The organism is Hymenobacter cavernae (genome assembly GCF_014641455.1).
Classification (GTDB): Bacteria; Bacteroidota; Bacteroidia; order Cytophagales; family Hymenobacteraceae; genus Hymenobacter; species Hymenobacter cavernae.
In genome coordinates this window covers 210,136-227,233 of the sequence record NZ_BMHT01000005.1, presented here as the reverse complement: position 1 = coordinate 227,233, position 17,098 = coordinate 210,136, and the positions used below count along the sequence as shown (strand labels likewise).

Sequence of the window (17,098 nt, the reverse complement as noted above, 5' to 3'; positions counted from 1 at the left end):
GTAGACGATTGATAACCTAGGTTTTACTCAACAGAAAAGCCTTCCCAGCAGTGGGAAGGCTTTTCTATTTTTAAGCTGTATTGAGGAAGAGAGCGGAAAAGAGCAGAAACGAGTCGTCCACAAAATTTGCGAGATCCGAAAAATCCGCGGCTCAGACAAGCCTTTACTTCACTACAATCTTATTCAGCATCAAAGCTGACGACTTTTTGCTGGGCCGACTCACACCAATAAGCGTTTTGGCGTTTAGCCACGCTGTAAAGTCTTTCACGTAAGCGAGTTGCTGGTCGTTGGCTACGTTCAGACCTAGGCCTTTCGCGGGCTGCACGACGCCAGTCTGCGCGTTGATCAACCGCACGTACAGGTCCGATTTGTTCTTAATCTTTTCCTGCGTCAGGATCTGAACGGTAGAACCAAAAACCGTTGCCTTGTAGCCGATACCGGTGAAAGATTCAGCTGGGGGCGCCACCTGGTCCTTAGCGATAATCGAATGCCAGGTAGGCGCTTCAAACTCGTTGTAGCCAAACAGGTGCAATTCTTTCGTGCGCACCGGCGACTCGTCGCCGCCTTCCTCGTATTTCTTCTCCGCAATTACGACCAGATGCTTTTCCTCCGTAACGAGTAGATCAGATAAGTACACGTCTTCCAGGCGTTTGCTGGTGCCTTGTGTAGCCTTGTTTACGTCAGCCAGGTACTCAGGCGTAAACCGAAACTCGTCCGCAAACTTCATAGTACCCTCCCCGTTGAAGTCGAATTTCACCAGTTTCAGGCTGTAGTATTGTCCCGTTTGCCGCTCGGTGCAAATGGCAGCAGCATACAAGGTATTGTCGGGCCGGATCGTAAACTTGGTATCGAACACCGTAACTGCTTTACCGCCAAAGCTGCCGCCCACAGCCACCGACATTACTTTCACATCCGGGTTATTGTTGCGGTAGCGCCTCACGCTCAGCTTCTTCATTTCCTCACTAATGAGCGTTACGTACTGCGTGCCGTCGTTGCCGATGTAAACGGTAGGGGAGAAGAAAGCACCTAGGTCGTGGAAGTCGTAGGTGCGGTCTTTCAGTTTCGTTAGCTGCTCATCGTAGATGCTCGCCGCAATTGCGCGGATCTGCTCGTCGCGCATGGCGTAGCTCCACGCTACGAGTTTGGTACCGTCGGGTGAGAAGGCAACGCCGGGCCGCCGGTCGCGGCTGCTTGCTTCCACCAGCTTCTTGAGTGGCGCTTTCTGCCCCGTACCTAGGTCAATAGCCTGCGCCGAAAGGTGCTGAGAACCATTGCTGTTGCTATGAATAATCACGAGTGCCTGCTTGATGCCATGCATAAAGCCATCAATGCTTTCCGTGCCCGCAACTGGTATCGAAGCCGACCAGGTGCGCTGCAAATCTGGGCTGTAGCGCTCCACTGCGTATTCGGTTGCCGATTTGTGGGCCAAAATCAGAAAACCACCTTCCGCTAACGGCAACGTTTTTTGTGTTACGCGCTGGTTGTAGCGGTCATCCGAGCGCTCAGAGAGGTAGCTAAACGGAACGGATTTTATTTTCTGTGCTTCAACTGGGCGAGCCAACAGGCTGATTAGTAAGAAGTAAAAAGCAAAAGAAAATGTAAGGCGCACAGCAATAATAGGTTAAGTGAAACTGTTTAAATAACAGACAAAAAGTTCGTGCCAAATGCATCTAACAAGCTCCTTCTCCCGTAAATGGCGACGCTTTAGCTAACCACACTGTATGAACTTATTTTGTTCATACTTCCTTAATCCCGCTGGTAGTACTTTTCTACGGGAGAGGTTGTTACTTTGAGAATAGACGGCAAGGTAATGGACATTACCTGGAATGTTGTAAAATTTGAATCTGGCGACTTTTATGGATTGATTTGTGGTTCAGAGTCAGGAGCTTATGTGTAGATGTGAATAGCTGGTCTCATTGCTTCTGCATCTGATTGTGTAATTCTACACTTTGGCCTTAACTTTGTGCCACTATAGGCATAATCCAAGTGTTTAAGTATTATGAAGTCTTCTCTACGTTTCGCGCTACTTTTTGCCCTTATTGTGGTAGGTAAGCTCACTAAGCAAGCCACCACTGCCCGGAGTACAGTTAAGATGCTCCATTCTAACTCCTTACCGACTTCCGCTACTTCCTTCTTCACGCGGCAGGTATCATCGCCTACTACTGTAGTAGGGTCCAGGCGATTCTGGCAGACAAACAGTAAGCAAGAACAGCAGGTACAGTTTGAATAAGGTATTCAGCAGTAAGCGACTTCTCTAGTCGCTTTTTTTATGGCCGACTGGTAGCGCCGAACCTAGCTGATCCGGCTCCAGTTGACGGCCGTGGCGGGCAATGACTCGATATGCCGCCGGATGTTCAGGTTCTCGGGCTTGGTTAAGTCAGCATCCTCGTCGAGCAGTTGCTGAGCCGCCGCCCGTGATTCGGTCAGGATGCGTCCATCCTTGGCCAAGTCGGCAATCAACAGGTCCAGCACGCCGCTTTGCTGCGTGCCCATCAGGTCGCCGGGGCCGCGCAGCTTCAGGTCGATATCGGCGATTTCAAAGCCATTGTTGGTGCGCACCATCGTTTCGAGGCGGGTGCGGCTGTCTTTGCTCAGCTTGTAGCCCGTCATCAGAATGCAATAGCTCTGCTCGGCACCCCGCCCCACGCGGCCGCGCAGCTGGTGCAGCTGAGAGAGGCCAAACCGCTCGGCGCTTTCAATCACCATTACGGAGGCATTTGGCACGTTTACGCCAACTTCGATTACCGTGGTAGCGACCATGATCTGCGTTTCACGCTTCAGAAAACGCTGCATTTCAAAGTCTTTTTCTTCCGCCTTCATGCGCCCGTGCACCACACTGATCTGGAACTCGGGGAAGGCGCGTGCTACGCTTTCGTAGCCATCAGTAAGGTCCTTGTAGTCCATCGTTTCGCTTTCCTCGATAAGCGGATAAACGATGTAAACCTGCCGGCCTAGGTTGATCTGGTCGCGCAGGAACTGAAACACCTTCAGGCGGTTAGTATCGTAGCGGTGCACCGTCACGATAGGCTTGCGGCCGGCTGGCAGCTCATCAATCACCGATACGTCGAGGTCGCCGTAGAGCGTCATGGCCAGCGTCCGTGGGATGGGCGTAGCCGTCATTACCAACACATGTGGAATGATATCCGGGTTCTTCTGCCACAGCTTCGAGCGTTGCGCTACACCGAAGCGGTGCTGCTCGTCCATGATGGTCAGACCTAGGTTGCGGAACTGCACCACATCCTCGAGCAGCGCGTGCGTGCCCACCAGCATGTGCATTTCGCCGCTACGGAGCTGCTCGTGCAGCACCCGCCGCTCGCTCGTGCGGGAAGAGCCCGTGAGCTTACCTAGATTGATGCCCAGCTGATCGGCGTATTGCTTTAGGCCAACGTAGTGCTGATCAGCTAAAATCTCGGTGGGGGCCATCAGGCAGCTTTGCGCGCCATTGTCGGCGGCCATGAGCATGGAGATGAACGCCACGATGGTTTTGCCGGAGCCCACGTCGCCCTGCAACAAGCGGTTCATCTGCTTGCCCGAGCAAAAATCTTTGTAGATATCGTGGATAACGCGCTTTTGCGCGCCGGTTAGGTCAAATGTCAGGTGATTCTTGTAGAAGTCGACCAACGACGGTACTTCTTTGAAAATCTGCCCGGCGAGCGTCACTTTGCGCTGCGTTTTCTGGCGTAGCAGCTTGAGCTGCACGTAAAACAGCTCTTCAAACTTGAGCCGAAACCTAGCTGCCTGCAAAAGCTCCGTGCTCTGCGGGAAGTGAATCTGCTGCAAGGCATCCGCTTTGCTCATCAGCGCATAATGGCGCACCAGCTCCGGCGACAACGACTCCTGAATATGCGGCGCGGCAATCTTGAGCAGATCAACCACCATGCGCATAATTGCTTTGCTGTCAATGCGATGGTAGTTCTTGAGCTTCTCCGTGGTGTTGTATACGGGCTGCAAAAAACTCTGCCCGGCTTTAGCTTCGGTCACTTCTTCCAGCTCCGGGTGCGACATCTGCGCTTTGCCGTTGAAGAAGGTTGGCTTGCCAAAAACGATGTATTCCTGGTGGTTCTTGACGATGTTTTGCATCCACTTCAAGCCCTTGAACCACACCAGCTCCAGCTCGCCGCTGGCGTCAGCCACTTTCGCAACCAAGCGCTGCTTTGGCCCTTCTCCCAAAACCTCACGACCACGCAGAATGCCCTTCACCTGCACATACGGCAGGTCGTCGTGCAGGTCAACAATGTTATAAAACTGCGTGCGGTCGAGGTAGCGGAAAGGGTAGCGCTGAATCAGGTCGCCGTAGGTGAAGATACCTAGCTCCTTTTGTAGCAGCTGGGCCCGCTGCGTGCCCACGCCCCGCAGGTTCTCAATCTTGGTATTAAAAAAACTCATGTGTTCAGTTAACAGTCAACCGTTATTCAGGTAACAGCCCTGCTCATCTTAAACAGCTCATCAAAACAAAGCGCTGAGCCCAAAGGGAATGTCAAATGTTAATTGATAACTGTTAAATGTAAATGGTTATTTGTACTGTAAGGTATTCAGCATCTGCACTATGTCTTGCTTGACGTAGCTGATAACAGGCGCAAGTGAATCGTTGGCTGTAGCCGTCCGAAAGTACAGCGCGCCGCGAAAGAAATGGCGCGTGCTATCCGTCGTGTAAAACTGGAACTGGCTAGGTACCTCACCCGACAGCTCGAATACGGCTACCCGCATGCCGTGCGGGGTTTGGAGCACCGTCTCATCAATGGCCGATGCCTTGATCTGGTGCTTGCTGGTGAGTTTGCGCGCATCTTCCAGCAGCTTCGTAAACAGCTTCGAATTACGATTTACGTCGGTGTAGGTAATCTGTACGCTGGCATGATACTGCGGGTAGTATAGGTTAATCCAATGAGGCTGAGCTAGGTACGAAGAGTCACGGAGCACCTTGGCATAGCGCGAATACTGGAACGTATACGGGTGCCCCGGCGCGAGCTGCTGGTAGCTGTGCGGCGGCAGGTCAATCCGGTTATAGCCTTTGGGCTTGGGAGTATAGTCGGGGGTAGAAGTGCAAGCTGCCGTAAGCAGCGGAAGGCTCAGCGCGAAACACACGCGACGCAAAGATGGAAACGTTGGCATTCGGGAAATGCGGATTTACTGCTCAAAGGTAGCCTGAAACAAGCGGCTCCCGTAGCGGCAACAGAAAAAGCCTCGGCTACGTGCCGAGGCTTTACAAAAGAAAAGTTCGTGCCCTTTCGCTTGCGGCACTTAGAACGGCAATTGATCCAGCTCCGGCTCCTGCCGAAAGGTTTGCGCCTCCGGCGAAGCTCCCGCCTGGCTGGCTTGTTCCGATTGGTTTTCCGCCTGCGGACGGCCACCTAGCATCGTTAGCTCTTCCGCAACAATCTCCGTGATGTAGCGCGTCTGGTTGTCCTTGTCCTGGTACTGACGCGTGCGAATTCGGCCTTCGATGTACACTTGCTGGCCTTTGCGCAGATACTTCTCCGCAACTTCCGCCAGATCACGCCACAGCGCGATGTTGTGCCATTCTGTTCGCTCGACGCGGTTACCGCTTTTATCCTTGTAATAATCGTTGGTGGCCAGAGTAAAGCGGGCTACAGCGGTGCCGCCTTCCAGGTGCCGCACCTCTGGATCTTTACCTAGGTTTCCCACCAAAATTACTTTGTTAACTCCTGCTGCCATACTTGCTTAAAATGCTTCAAAAAGGGAAAATTAGGGAGACTTATTTCCTTTAAAGATACCAAAATAGGACCGCTTATCCAAGCAGAAACCGCCTAAAAAACGGTTTTTTGCAGGTAATTAGCAATGAGAATGGCTTTAGGTAGCTGCTCTGTTTCGGCGGCCGTGAAGGGGGCTAGCCCCGACGTAGCTAGAGTCGTAGCGGGTAGCGGTTCGCTGAGCCAAACAGGGTGAAACCTAGCCTCAACCTTCTGGTGACTGAGAACATGACGGTAAGCGCTGGAGGGTTCGGCTACGCGGTCGGTGGCTACAGTGCCACCTAGCTTTTCTACGGCATTGAGCACTTCAAGCGCGGGCAGCGTAGGAGCATCCGTTTCCGTCAGGGCAAAATCATACAGACCTTGCCAAATGTCTTTTTCGACCCGCTTACGCAAATACACGGTATCACCATAGCGTAGCACCAAGTAGTGAAAGTAGCGTGTGCGTCCGGCTTTGGCCTTGCTCTTTACGGGTAGCTCGTTCACCATACCGTGCTGAAAGGCAAAGCATTGACTTTGCAACGGGCAAAACAGACAATCCGGGTTGACGGGCGTGCACTGAATGGCGCCAAACTCCATAATGCCCTGATTGAACTGATCAGGCGTATCAGCCGGAATCAGCGAATCGGCGAGCTGCTGAAACTGCTTGCGCGTGGCCGGAGCCGCAATATCAGCCGTAATGCCAAACACCCGCGCCAGCACCCGAAACACGTTGCCATCTAACACCGCTACTTGTTCGCCGAAGGCGAAAGAGGCAATGGCGGCGGCCGTATACTGCCCCACGCCACGTAGCTTGAGCAACTCCGCGTAGGTAGCCGGGAAGTGGCCGCCGTACTCCTGCACTACCTGCTGAGCCGTGTGGTGCATGTTGCGGGCCCGGGAGTAATAGCCCAGGCCCTGCCAATGACGCAATACCTCATCCTCCGATGCCGCAGCTAAATCGTGCACCGTCGGATAAGTGGTTATAAAATCATAGTAATAAGGCAAACCCTGCCGGACGCGCGTTTGCTGCAAAATAACTTCGGAAAGCCAGATGGCATACGGGTCGCGGGTGTGGCGCCAGGGCAGGTCGCGGCGATGACGCGGGTACCAATCCAGCAAAACTGGCGCGAAATATGAATGAGCGGGAACGGATTGATTCGTGGTCAAGTTTTTGAATAAGAAAGGCTTGTCGTAAACACAACAGCCAGAATGGGTTTATAGTAGAAGTATTGCAAAACCAAAAAAGGGGGCTACCTTTGTGGCCCTAATTCCAAACCGAACAGCCTACCGGGCAAGGGCTTACGTTTGTTTTTGATATTTTTTGCCCAACACATTTTTTTCACTCCATAGTACACTTACCAGCGTGACTAAAGCAGAAGTAATCGCCGAAATTGCCGACAAGACCGGCATTGAGAAAACAGATGTTTCGGCTACCGTAGAGGCCTTCTTCAAAGTTGTGAAGGATTCGATGGCCGAGGGCAGCAACATCTACGTGCGCGGCTTTGGAAGCTTCGTAAACAAGAAACGGGCAAAGAAAGTCGCTCGTAACATCTCGAAAAACACGTCGATCATCATCGACGAGCACTTTATCCCAAGCTTCAAGCCTTCGAAGACCTTCATCAGCAAGATCAAGAACAGCAAGAAGATTAAAGAAGAAGCGCAAGCCTAAGATCGTTTCTTTGTAACATTGCCGGCCGAGCCGCCGGGCATTCCAAAATTGGGAGCCCGGCGGCCTGCTTTTTCCTCATGGCTCGTCCTTCTTCGCATCAATTTATAATCCTGGCCGTCGCTATAACACTAGTGGCTGGTTTGTTTCTGCTGCCGAAGGTAATTGTTAAGCCTAAGGAAGGAAAAGGAGAACTTGCGCAGGATGCCGCCCGCACTGCCAACCGCGACGGGGGCGGTCCTGTTACAAATGGCTCGAAAGCCGTGGCTTCATCCGGCGACCAGCCCACGATGCCAGCGGGCGCAACACCTGAGCAGCCTCACATGGCAATAGGCGCCAGCCAGCGGCAGGAGCTGAACAGACTCCTAGGTAAGTACAACGCGGAAAACGATCAGACTGCTAAGCTGCGCTTGGCAACTGATCTGGCTGTGAAGTATAAAGCCGTAGAAAAGTTCGACAGTGCGGGCTACTACTACGAGCAGGTTGCTCAGGCTCGTCCTGGGGAGCAGGCCTGGAAACGCGCCGCTGACGAATACTTCGAAGCCTTCAGCTTCGCTGCGACTGAGGAGCGCGCTAAGCTTCTGAGTACCAAAGCGCGTGAGCTGTATGATCGGGTGTTGAAAAACAACCCCGATAACCTCGACGCGAAGACCAACCTAGGTATGGCCTACATGGCCAGCGACAACCCGGTGCAGGGAGTTACGTTGCTACGCGAAGTGCTGGCTACCGACCCTCGCAACGAGAAAGCCTTGTATAACCTGGGCGTGCTGTCTATCCAAAGTAATCAGTACGACCGGGCCGTAGATCGTTTCCAGGAATTAGTTAAAGTAAATCCTGAAAACGTAAACGGCCAGTTCTACCTAGGTGTCGCGCTGGCGCAGACGGGTGCCAAGGAAGAGGCGAAAGCGGCTTTCCTGAAAGCAAAAAGCTTGAGTACCGATCCTAGCCTAGCTGCTTCGGTAGACGAGCAGCTTCAAAAGCTACAGTAAAAAATGTTGTTCGGTGGTTTTGTTGTTAATCAGTTGATTTGCAGGTTTGTTTCTTTATTCGAAATACATTTGTCTAAAAGCTGAACCAACAATTTAGCCACCTGGCAATTAAGTCATTTAACAATCAACCATTTAACCTTCAAGACACATGCCCTGCGGTAAAAAGAGAAAGCGTCATAAGATTGCCACCCACAAGCGGAAGAAGCGTCTGCGCAAGAACCGTCACAAGAAGAAGTAAGCCCTCTGGGGTGTGCTGGCGGGGCTTTTGGCGTTTAGTTAGCGTCCCGTGTATCTCTCATTTAGTATCCCGAGAGTGGCTATAAGTTTGCTTTCCCCGTGGCTTGAAAGGGAAGCTGGCGCCTTGCGCTGGCTTCCCTTTGTGGGTTTCGGGTGGCAGCGGTGCTATTCAGGAGCGGGATGCTGTAACTACCGACACATTGAGTAACGAATTAGTCATTAATTCTACTCAGGAAGGAGAACGAATTGCTCTGCTTCAGGATAAGCGGTTGATCGAATACCACTTCGACCGCAACGATACCAACTATTCCGTTGGTGACATTTTCCTGGGCACGGTCAAGAAAGTTATGCCCGGTCTGAACGCTGCGTTCATCGATATCGGGTACCAAAAGGACGCGTTTCTACACTACGGCGACCTAGGGGAGCAATTCCCGTCGTTGAGCAAATGGGTGAAAGGCGTTCAGTCGCAGAAAATTACCGTCGGAGCTCTCAAGAACTTTCAGCTTGAAGGGCCTCTGGACAAAGTAGGCAAGGCCGCCGATATCTTCAAAAAGGGCCAGCAGCTGCTGGTTCAGATTGTAAAAGAGCCAATTTCGACGAAAGGCCCGCGCCTTTCGACTGATATTTCGATGGCGGGCCGCTACCTCGTGCTCGTTCCGTTCTCCAATACTATCAGCATTTCCAAGAAGATTGTCAGCAAGACGGAGCGGGAGCGGCTTAAGCGGCTCATTGCTTCGATCAAGCCCGACAACTTTGGCGTCATCATCCGGACCGTAGCCGAAGGGCGCGAAGTGGCGGAACTCGACAAGGACATGCAGAGCATGGTAGCCAACTGGGAACAACTCTTCCAGACTCTGCGCACGGCCAAAGAGCGCGACAAAATACTGGGAGAGCTGGGCCGCACCAGCTCTATGCTCCGCGACATGCTCAACGAGTCGTTCGATGCCATCACCGTCGACTCGACGGCGATGTACGAGGAAATGCACGGGTATCTGGAGAAAATTGCCCCGGATAAGGTCAACTTGCTGAAGCACTACACCGGCAAGGTGAAGCTGTTTGAGCAGGCCAATATCGAAAAGCAGCTCAAAACGCTTTTTGGCAAGACTGTGACGGTGCCCGGCGGGGGATACCTCGTGATTGAGCACACGGAGGCCTTGCACGTAATCGACGTCAACTCGGGCAACAAGAGCAACCAGGAAAGCGACCAAGAAGCCACGGCCCTGGCCGTGAACCTGTCTGCGGCTAAGGAAGTTGCGCGGCAGCTGCGTTTGCGCGATATGGGCGGCATCATCGTGGTCGACTTTATTGACATGAAGTCGCCGGATAGCCGGAAGAAAGTAGAGGACGCTGTGAAGGATATTATGAAATCCGACAAGGCGCGCTTCACGATTCTGCCGATTACCAAGTTTGGCTTGCTGCAAATTACCCGGCAGCGGGTGCGCCCGGCCGAAAACATCGTGACCGGCGAGGTGTGCCCTACGTGCGGCGGCACGGGAAAAATTTCGGCTTCTATCCTAGTGACCGACGAAATCGACAACAGCATCGAAGATTTGCTGGTGACGCAAAATCAGTCGGGCATCACACTTTACGTACACCCATTTCTCCACGCTTACTATACCAAAGGCTTGGTATCGAAGCAGATGAAATGGTATCTGAAATATTACAAGTGGGTGAAGGTGGTGAAAGACACCAGCCTAGGTCTTACCGATTACCGAATTGAGGATGAGCGTGGCGAAGAAATAGAGTTGCACTCACCGGCCGCTGCTATGGCTCGCCTGCAAGACCGCGAAATAGAGATTACAGATTAACGGTTTTTCTGCGAAAACCTTCCTGAAGAAGAAAGCCCGTGTTACTCTGGATGAGCAGCACGGGCTTTTTCGTGAAACCTAGGTTGGTTCGAAAAATCGAGATAAGCGTTAGAACTTGATACCTAGGTCCAGCGCTATTTCATTGTTTTTGATGGTAACGCCATCAAAGCCACGCGTCTTGTCGAAATAGCGGTCAAGATTCACTAGGCCGCGGTGGTAGGAAATGCCAGCCAGCAGCTTCGTGCTTTGGCCTACTTGGTACTCCACACCCGCGCCAAGCAGCAAGGCTGCGTCGGGGAAGATGAAGTGCTTGAGGGCTTTGGTTTCGCCTTCCGAAGTAGCGGGGTCGTTGTAAAACTTATTACCGTTGATCTTGGAAGCAATAGCTACGTTAGCCGAACCGCCTACCTGAAAATAAATTTTAGTGTCGGTGGCGACATCGTTGGTGTAGAGTTTGACCGTGACAGGCACTTCTAAATACTGAAGGCCTATTTTTTGAGTGCGCGTAACCAGATCAGTGTTGGTATCTGAGGCAACGTCGCGGTAGCTAATGGTGCCGCCCTTACCAGCCAGCAGAAAGCCAGTGCTAAACGCGTAGTTCTCACCAAAGAAATAGTCAACGATCAAGCCGCCGCCGATGCTGAGCTTGCTCTTGTCGTTCTGGAAGTTCTGCTCCGAGCGCGACTCAGTGCGGAGGTAGGTAATGGAGGGCGAAACCTTCAGGCCGATTTCAACCTGGGCCGAGGCAACACTGGCCGAAGCGCCTACCAGTAAAAGAGTAAAAAGGGTTTTTTTCATAATAGAATTAACGGGAAAGTAGCCGTCAGCGGACATTGAATACAAAGGTCTGCGGATAGGCATTGGGTTTTGGCTATTTTCGCCCCAAAGATAGAAGCGTGCACTACAATCATATCCTAATGCGTCTACTGCTAATTACGTTGTTGAGTTCTGGCCTATTGCTAGCTGGTTGTAAACGATCTGATACGTGTGAGCTTAACCCGGAGGTAGCCAAAGTGGCGGCTCCGGTCCAGATTGAGCGTCTGGAAGGACCTTTCTTCCGCATTCGCAACGAGGCAGATGCGAAGCAGTTTCTGCAACAGCATCCGCTATTTGCTAGGCAGTATTTGCAGCAGCGCCAATATCCTTCGCAGGAAATACTAGCTAATACGCTGGTACGGCTGGCGACCAATTCAGGTTTGCAGAAGCTAGGTCGGGAGGCGGAGACGGAGTTTAAGGATACCAACAAGCTGCAAGGCCAGCTGAAACAGCTGTTTCAGCACGTCCGCTACTATTTCCCGTCGTTTCGGGTGCCGCCTGTGCAGACGTTTGTGAGCGGACTGAGTCAGGATCTGTTCGTAAATGATAGTCTGATGGTTATCGGGATAGACTATTTTGTGGGGCCTAAAGCTAGCTACCGCCCCAACGTGCCGGCCTATATTCTGCGGCGCTACACGCCGGAGCACTTGTTGCCGACAATTGCGCTGGCGGTATCGAGCAAATACAACCAGCATCAGCTAACCAACCAAACGATGCTCAGCGAAATGGTGCAGTTTGGCAAGTCGCTTTACTTTGCCGAAAAGGTGCTGCCCTGCACACCGGATTCAACCATAATTGGTTTTACGGCCAAAGAACTAGCCAGCGTCGAGTTCAACGAAGGCAAGGTGTGGGCGCATTTTATCGAGAAAAACCTGCTCTATAACACCAGCCCATTCACGATTCAGAAATACGTAGGTGAGCGGCCCGATGTGCCCGAAATCGACAAAACGGCCCCAGGAAGAATAGGTGCCTGGGTGGGTTGGCAAATTGTGCGCAAGTACATGGCCGAGCATCCTAACGTAACTCTGGCACAGCTGATGGCTGATAAAAACGCCCAGCATATTCTGACCGAATCGCGCTACCGACCAAAACGCCGGAAATAAGAAATGTTGAGTGTTGAAGGTTGAGTGTTGAATGGTCAATGCACTCCTGGGTAATTCAACACTCAACCTTCAACACTCAACATTCCTGAAGTGCATATTGCCGTTTTCAGCCAGTATCACACAAACCCCGACTGTCCGGCGACTAGTCGGCATTACTCGCTGTTGGCGCATATTGCTCGCACACACCGTGTTACGCTCATCACGACGCGCACCTGGGAAGCGCAGCGCCTGACCCAGCAGTATCCGTGGCTGCCCGAAGGCGTGGAAATGCGCGCGGCTGACGTGCCGTATCAGAACAGGATGGGAGTGGTGCGGCGCGGGCTAGCTTTTGCCCAGTACGCCGCCTACGCTGTGCGCGAAGGACTACGCATCGACAAGCCGGATGTAATCTGGGGCATCAGCACGCCGCTCACGGCCGCTTGGGCGGCTGCGCGGGTAGCCCGCTGGCGACGGGTGCCGTGGGTGTTTGAAGTGCAGGATCTGTGGCCCACCTTCCCGATTGAGATGGGAGCAGTACCTAGCTTCACCTGGCAAACGTTGTACAAGATGGAAAGGAAGCTGTATCAGCAAGCCAAAGCCATTCTAACACTGTCGCCGGACATGACGGACTACGTGCAGTTGATAGGACGGATGGCTAAAAACCCTTGGCATTTCAATCCTGAAAAAGCACAAACTTCTCTCAACGGCACAGACCTAGGTCTGGCAGCTTTAGCTACCGATGCGGCCGTGGCCGGGCTGCGGCAGGAGCTAGGTTTGGGTGAGCAACACGTTATTTTATACGCCGGTACCTTCGGCCGGGCCAATGATATTCCGACGCTGGTGCAAGCGGCTGAGCAACTTGCTGCTACTTCACCCGGCGTCGTGTGGCTTTTTATGGGGCATGGCTTCGATGAGCCGCTTATCCGGGCGGCGGCTGAGCGTTGTTCGGCTATTCGTTTGGTAGCGCCGCAGCCGCGCCATGCGGTATTCAGCTGGTTTCGGCTGGCCGATGTGTCGCTGGTGTCTTTCCTGGATTTGCCGGTTTTAGGTACAAATTCGCCCGCCAAATTCTACGATAGCCTAGCCGTCGGGACGCCTGTGATTGTGACCAATGACGGCTGGACCAAGAGCTTCGTGGAGCAACACGTGTGCGGCTGGTATGTGCCCGCGGGCAACCCCACGGCCCTGTCGCAGCGCTTGGAGCAGCTGTTGGCTGCACCGGCAATGTTGCGTGAAGCCGGTGAGAACGGCCACGCCGTTGCTATCGAGCAATTCGACCGGATGAGAATAGCCGCCGCGGTGCAAACCGTTCTGGAGCAAACCGCACGCTAGTTTGTACCAGAGAAAGCTAGATTTATACTAAGTTGTGCTAAATACTAGGTAAATTACAGAATATCACCTGATTCTGGCGCTGGCAGCGGCTTGCTGGGTGCTACCGCGAAGTTTGTTTCGTAGTAGCGGCAGCAATCAGTGAGTGGGCAAATGCCGCATTTAGGCTGTCGGGCCACGCAGATGTAGCGCCCGTGCAAGATGAGCCAATGATGCGCTTTGGCTACTAGGTCTTCCGGCGTGTAGCGTAGCAATTCTTTTTCGACGGCCAGCGGTGTAGTAGCTGTGCGATTGACCAAACCTAGCCGGTGCGACACCCGAAATACGTGCGTGTCCACGGCCATTGCGGGCTGGTTGTAGATGACGGATACAACGACGTTAGCCGTCTTGCGGCCTACGCCGGGCAGACGTTGTAGCTCCTCAATGGTGCTCGGAACTTCCCCGCCAAAGTCATTCACCAGCATGCGACCTAGGCCTGCTAGGTGCTTGGCTTTGTTATTAGGGTAAGAAACGCTGCGGATAAAGGGGAAAATCTCCTCCGGCGAAGCGGCAGCCAGCTGGTAAGGCGTTGGAAATTGCTCCAGCAAAGCGGGCATAACCATGTTCACGCGCTTATCCGTGCATTGGGCGCTCAGCACCACGGCCACGATAAGCTCGTACGGGTTGCCGTAGTGCAGCTCGGTTTTGGGCTCCGGAAAGTTGGTGGTGAAGTAATCCAGGAAGCGGCGAAACCGTTCGGGCTTACGCATAAAAACGAAATGGTGAGGTGATGAAACAGCGAGTACAAAGATGCCACTGAAGCAATCTTTTTTCACTCACTATTTCATCACCTCACCATTTTGCCTTTACGGAACGAGAAAAGTGCGGGAGTAGCGCAGGATAGAATCCGTGACTTCCTTTCTAGGTGTCGTGCGCAAGTCGTTCAGACAGCGCTGGGCCAATAGCAGATCGGCACACGTGCTAGCTAGTTTGGGGTCATGGAGCAGCGCCTGCTCTATCTCCTGTTGTTCATTAGCCGGCAATTCGTTGTATAGGTACCGGATCAGTTTCTCGTGGGTAAATGTTTTGATCATAGAAAATAGGTTGCGCGGCCATTTTCTTCCGCAGGTTGATCAGCGCATAGCGCATCCGCCCTAACGCCGTATTGATGCTCACCCCGGTTGCATCGGCGATTTCCTGGAAACTCATCTCGCCGTAGTGGCGCATGATGAGCACTTCCTTCTGTGCCGCGGGCAGGTCCTGGATCAGCTCTCGAAGACGGGCGTGGGTTTCCTCACGGGTGATGGTAGCCTCCGCACCCTCTTCTGCCAATGACAACGAATTAAACGCGTGGCTTGTTGTATCGAGATTCAACAAAGGATTGCGTTTTTCGCGGCGGAAGAAGTCAATGGCCAGATTATGAGCGATGCGGCAGATCCAGGAAGAGAATTTTCCTTCCTCATTATAGCGGCCGCCTTTCATCGTGTGGATAGCCTTGATGAAGGTGTCCTGCAGCAAATCTTCCGCTACGGCTTCATCGCGCACAATCAACATGATTGTGGTAAAAACGCGGCTTTTATGCCGCTCCAGCAGGAGCTCGAAAGCTTCTTCCTTGCCGGCAATATATAGCGATATCAAAGCGGAATCGCTCGGCTGCATGGTTTCCATAAAAGCTACGGGTTAAGAGAACGTAGAGCTTTAGGCCATAGAGTGCAGTTTGCCGGGGAGGAACAGAAAAAATCTGGTAAGGAAGAAAGCGAAGGTGAAAATCAAATGTAGAAAACAGTAGCCTCAAACACAATGCCCCTTAGCGTCAGAAGTAAAAAAATAACAAAAAAATAGAAACAGTGTATTGTATATTATCTATCAATGATTTACGCGTGTATTATGGCACCTTTAAGATAAAAGAAAATTATAAAGCCATCAGTAGCAGTTGTAAAATATTTTGTGAATAAGCGCGCAGTGCTATAATCTGGTTGGGGCAATAAGTTAGGTATCCGCGCCCGGAAACGCTCTTTTTAATGCAATTTCGGGCTATGTAGCGAATTACAGCTGTGTGACCTAGGTACAACCGCAGAACACCCTTCTTCATAAAACCAGAAGCGGGGCAAACTAAATCCTCCGAATAGCTGCTATTACGTACAAGGTGCTTTCATCCTCATTCGTGAGGGTTTGGGCTACCTTCGTTATTTATTACCCGCTTTTTCGAAGCATGAACTCTTCTATCGACGCGCCGCTTCACGACCCGTACGCCGCGCTGCGCCTACCTGAATTTCGCCGACTAATTTCTGCCCGCGTATTCTACACTATTGCTACTCGCATCCAGGGGCTGGCCGTGAGCTGGCAAATTTTTAAGTTAACGAATGACCCGCTGGCGCTCGGCCTGATTGGCTTATCGGAGGCCATTCCCAGCATTGCCGTGTCGCTCTACGCCGGGCACGTTGCTGATACGATTCGTCGTAAGAACATCATTGTGGCCGGTGTGGCGGTGCTGCTGCTCTGCGCGGCGGCGCTCTGGTTTTTCTCCTCGCCGCTAGGTATCGGTTTCCTGGCGCGGGGCTCGTTTTACACGTTGCCGCTGTATGGGGTGATTTTCGTGAGCGGCATTGCGCGGGGCTTTCTCGGGCCGGCGCTCTTTTCCTTTATGCCGCAGCTCTTGCCCAGCCGCGAGCGGCTGTCGAATGCAATTACCTGGAACAGTACTACTTATCAAGCGGCTTCGGTGATAGGGCCTGCCATTGGTGGCTATCTGATAGCCCACCTAGGTGTTGCCAATTCCTATGCCGTGGCAACGGTTCTGCTGGTGGTGGCTTTGCTGCAATTCTTTGCTATTGCCTCGCGCCCGCTGCCGCCAATTGAGGGGGAAAAACTGAACCTAAAGGACAGTGTGCTCAGTGGACTGCGATTTATCTGGCAAAATCAACTGGTGCTCGCTGCCTTGTCCTTGGATTTGTTTGCGGTGCTGTTTGGTGGAGCGGTGGCGCTGTTGCCCGTTTTTGCGGCCGATATCCTGAAAGTGGGTGCCGCAGGCCTAGGTCACTTGGAAACTGCGCCGGCAGTCGGTTCGGTATTGATGGCGGCCTTGCTCACGTATTTCCCGCTGCACCGCTGGGCCGGACGGAAGTTGCTGTGGGCAGTAGCAGGCTTTGGCGTGGCAACTATTTTCTTTGCCTTATCCACGAATATCTGGCTGTCGTTGTTCCTGTTGTTCCTGACGGGTGTATTCGACGCAGTATCGGTAATTGTTCGGCAGACGCTGATTCATACGTTTACTCCCGAGTACATGAAGGGGCGAGTGGCGGCCGTGAACAACATCTTCATCGGCTCCAGCAACGAAATCGGTTCGTTTGAGTCGGGAGGTATGGCCAAGCTGCTCGGCACGGTACCCTCGGTGGTGTTTGGCGGGATAATGACCATCGTGGTTGTGCTCATCACGGCCTGGCGCGCTGACCGGTTGCGCCGCCTGGACCTAACGCCTGAAAAGGCCACCGCCGGAGCCTAG

14 protein-coding genes are annotated in these 17,098 nt (G+C 52.7%); 6 read left to right on the top strand and 8 right to left on the bottom strand.

The features are described from left to right. Nucleotides 1–163 precede the first annotated feature (163 nt). The 5 genes from IEX74_RS14565 to mutY all read right to left on the bottom strand — a co-directional run bounded on the left by IEX74_RS14565 (nt 164) and on the right by mutY (nt 6,809). Nucleotides 164–1,561 (bottom strand): TolB-like translocation protein, encoded by a 1,398-nt coding sequence (locus tag IEX74_RS14565; RefSeq protein WP_229755308.1) that lies wholly within the window; start codon nt 1,559–1,561, stop codon nt 164–166. A 731-nt stretch (nt 1,562–2,292) separates the two neighbouring features. Next, nucleotides 2,293–4,386 carry an ATP-dependent DNA helicase RecG gene (recG, locus tag IEX74_RS14560; protein WP_188814742.1) on the bottom strand — a complete coding sequence of 698 codons (2,094 nt, stop codon included), beginning with the start codon at nt 4,384–4,386 and terminating at the stop codon, nt 2,293–2,295. Between the two features lie 126 nt (nt 4,387–4,512). Beyond that, the gene (gene gldD / locus IEX74_RS14555; RefSeq protein ID WP_188814741.1) at nt 4,513–5,109 is read right to left on the bottom strand and encodes a gliding motility lipoprotein GldD; all 597 of its coding nucleotides are present in this window, start codon (nt 5,107–5,109) and stop codon (nt 4,513–4,515) included. A gap of 129 nt (nt 5,110–5,238) precedes the next feature. Next, nucleotides 5,239–5,673 carry a single-stranded DNA-binding protein gene (locus IEX74_RS14550; RefSeq protein WP_188814740.1) on the bottom strand — a complete coding sequence of 145 codons (435 nt, stop codon included), beginning with the start codon at nt 5,671–5,673 and terminating at the stop codon, nt 5,239–5,241. 92 nt (nt 5,674–5,765) lie between these two features. Then, nucleotides 5,766–6,809 (bottom strand): A/G-specific adenine glycosylase, encoded by a 1,044-nt coding sequence (mutY, locus tag IEX74_RS14545; RefSeq protein WP_229755307.1) that lies wholly within the window; start codon nt 6,807–6,809, stop codon nt 5,766–5,768. A 244-nt stretch (nt 6,810–7,053) separates the two neighbouring features. On the opposite strand from mutY, the gene IEX74_RS14540 reads away from it, so the two are divergent. From IEX74_RS14540 to IEX74_RS14530, 3 genes are all read left to right on the top strand, one after another. Then, nucleotides 7,054–7,359, top strand: coding sequence for an HU family DNA-binding protein (locus IEX74_RS14540; RefSeq protein WP_188814738.1), 306 nt, complete (start codon nt 7,054–7,056; stop codon nt 7,357–7,359). 77 nt (nt 7,360–7,436) lie between these two features. Beyond that, entirely contained in the window at nt 7,437–8,345 is a 909-nt protein-coding gene (locus IEX74_RS14535; RefSeq protein WP_188814737.1) for a tetratricopeptide repeat protein, read from the top strand. A 437-nt stretch (nt 8,346–8,782) separates the two neighbouring features. Further along, nucleotides 8,783–10,390, top strand: a complete 1,608-nt coding sequence (locus tag IEX74_RS14530) for an Rne/Rng family ribonuclease (RefSeq protein WP_188814736.1) — start codon at nt 8,783–8,785, stop codon at nt 10,388–10,390. A 108-nt stretch (nt 10,391–10,498) separates the two neighbouring features. Here IEX74_RS14530 and IEX74_RS14525 read toward each other — a convergent pair whose 3' ends face one another. Continuing rightward, nucleotides 10,499–11,188: a porin family protein gene (locus IEX74_RS14525; protein WP_188814735.1), complete on the bottom strand. Its 690-nt coding sequence runs from the start codon at nt 11,186–11,188 to the stop codon at nt 10,499–10,501. Between the two features lie 119 nt (nt 11,189–11,307). Between IEX74_RS14525 and gldB the strand changes: the two genes are divergently transcribed. Both gldB and IEX74_RS14515 read left to right on the top strand, forming a co-directional pair. Further along, nucleotides 11,308–12,309 (top strand): gliding motility lipoprotein GldB, encoded by a 1,002-nt coding sequence (gene gldB / locus IEX74_RS14520; protein ID WP_188814734.1) that lies wholly within the window; start codon nt 11,308–11,310, stop codon nt 12,307–12,309. Between the two features lie 90 nt (nt 12,310–12,399). Next, entirely contained in the window at nt 12,400–13,620 is a 1,221-nt protein-coding gene (locus tag IEX74_RS14515) for a glycosyltransferase family 4 protein (RefSeq protein WP_188814733.1), read from the top strand. 53 nt (nt 13,621–13,673) lie between these two features. Here the strand turns inward: IEX74_RS14515 and nth are convergent, their stop codons facing one another. Both nth and IEX74_RS14505 read right to left on the bottom strand, forming a co-directional pair. After that, nucleotides 13,674–14,366, bottom strand: coding sequence for an endonuclease III (nth, locus tag IEX74_RS14510; RefSeq protein ID WP_188814732.1), 693 nt, complete (start codon nt 14,364–14,366; stop codon nt 13,674–13,676). 262 nt (nt 14,367–14,628) lie between these two features. After that, nucleotides 14,629–15,264, bottom strand: coding sequence for an RNA polymerase sigma factor (locus tag IEX74_RS14505; RefSeq protein ID WP_188814731.1), 636 nt, complete (start codon nt 15,262–15,264; stop codon nt 14,629–14,631). A gap of 544 nt (nt 15,265–15,808) precedes the next feature. Between IEX74_RS14505 and IEX74_RS14500 the strand changes: the two genes are divergently transcribed. Continuing rightward, the gene (locus IEX74_RS14500; RefSeq protein ID WP_188814730.1) at nt 15,809–17,098 is read left to right on the top strand and encodes an MFS transporter; all 1,290 of its coding nucleotides are present in this window, start codon (nt 15,809–15,811) and stop codon (nt 17,096–17,098) included.